This window comes from Ercella succinigenes (genome assembly GCF_900002895.1).
Map to the genome: position 1 here is coordinate 1 of NZ_CDHP01000049.1, position 1170 is coordinate 1170.

General features: G+C 46.8%; 2 protein-coding genes. Both read left to right on the forward strand.

Annotated elements, in window-relative coordinates; all coding sequences use genetic code 11:
* Positions 1-78 precede the first annotated feature (78 nt).
* Positions 79-357, forward strand: a complete 279-nt coding sequence (locus AC0KSB_RS11365; RefSeq protein ID WP_472309354.1) for a transposase — start codon at positions 79-81, stop codon at positions 355-357.
* Positions 358-374: 17 nt separating this feature from the next.
* The coding region (locus AC0KSB_RS11370) for an IS3 family transposase (protein WP_472309356.1) at positions 375-1170 on the forward strand (796 nt) is incomplete at its 3' end.

The window sequence follows — 1170 nt, forward strand, 5'->3', positions numbered from 1 at the left end:
TGGTGTTAGTATATAAGTATGGACAGGTAAAGTCGAACAAGTTATATTAACAAAAAAGCAAGAAGGAGAAAGTTCGACATGGCCAAATCCCAGAAGAAATACCCCGCTGATTTCAAGCAGCAGCTGGTTGATTTGTACACCAGTGGTAATTATACGTATCCTCAGTTAGAACGTGAATATGGCGTAGCAAGATCCTCCATCTCGAATTGGGTGAAGAATGCCTCCCCAATTACAACAACAGAAGGTGAGACGGTTACCCTTAAGGATTATAAGTCTCTGCAAAAGAGCTATCAGAATCTAAAACTGGAGAATGAAATCCTAAAAAAAGCGACCGCCATATTCGCGAGAGAACAATAACGGAAAAGATAGGCTTTATCCAAAGCTTTCGAGGTGAATATCCCGTGAAAATGCTCTGTAAAGTGCTCCGGATCCCCAGAAGCACGTACTATGAGGCTGTGCTTCGTGCGCCCTCTAAGAAGGCCTTAGCCTTTGTTCGCTTCGGGGAACAGGTTGCCTCCGCTTATGCCGATTCCAAGGGTCGCTACGGGGCGCCAAAGATTCACCGGGTATTACGCAAGGCCGGGATAGCCTGCAGTGTCAAGCGAGTCCAGCGGCATATGCAGCGCCTGAAGCTGCGCTCTATCACCGTCAGGAAATACCGGCCGCAGAAGAACCCTGCGCCTGTGCCGGAAGGCAAGGTCAATTTGCTGGCCCAAGATTTCAAGGCAGATGCTCCCAACCAAAAATGGGTGACCGACATTACCTACATCCATACCGTGAAAGATGGCTGGACGTATCTGGCCAGTGTCCTGGATCTTTGCCTTCACAAGGTGGTTGGCTATACTTATGCTCGCCACATGACAGCCGAGATGGCTACACAGGCCTTGAAAAATGCCACACTGAATGTGAAGGACACAACCGGCATTGTTATTCACAGCGACTTAGGCAGCCAGTACACAAGCCAGATATTTGAAGACTATGTGACAGACAAAAAAATGCTGCATTCGTTTAGTCGAAAAGGAAACCCCTACGACAATGCTTGTATAGAATCCTTCCATGCAGTCTTAAAAAAGGAAGAAGTCTACGCCACCGTTTATGCCGATTTTGAAGAGGCACAAAAAGCTCTCTTTGAATATATTGAATCCTGGTATAACCGCAAAAGAATCCACG

What these genes read in the sequence shown, in the direction of transcription:
- AC0KSB_RS11365 (WP_472309354.1), top strand. Translation starts at nt 79, where the DNA reads ATGGCCAAATCCCAGAAGAAATACCCCGCTGATTTCAAGCAGCAGCTG.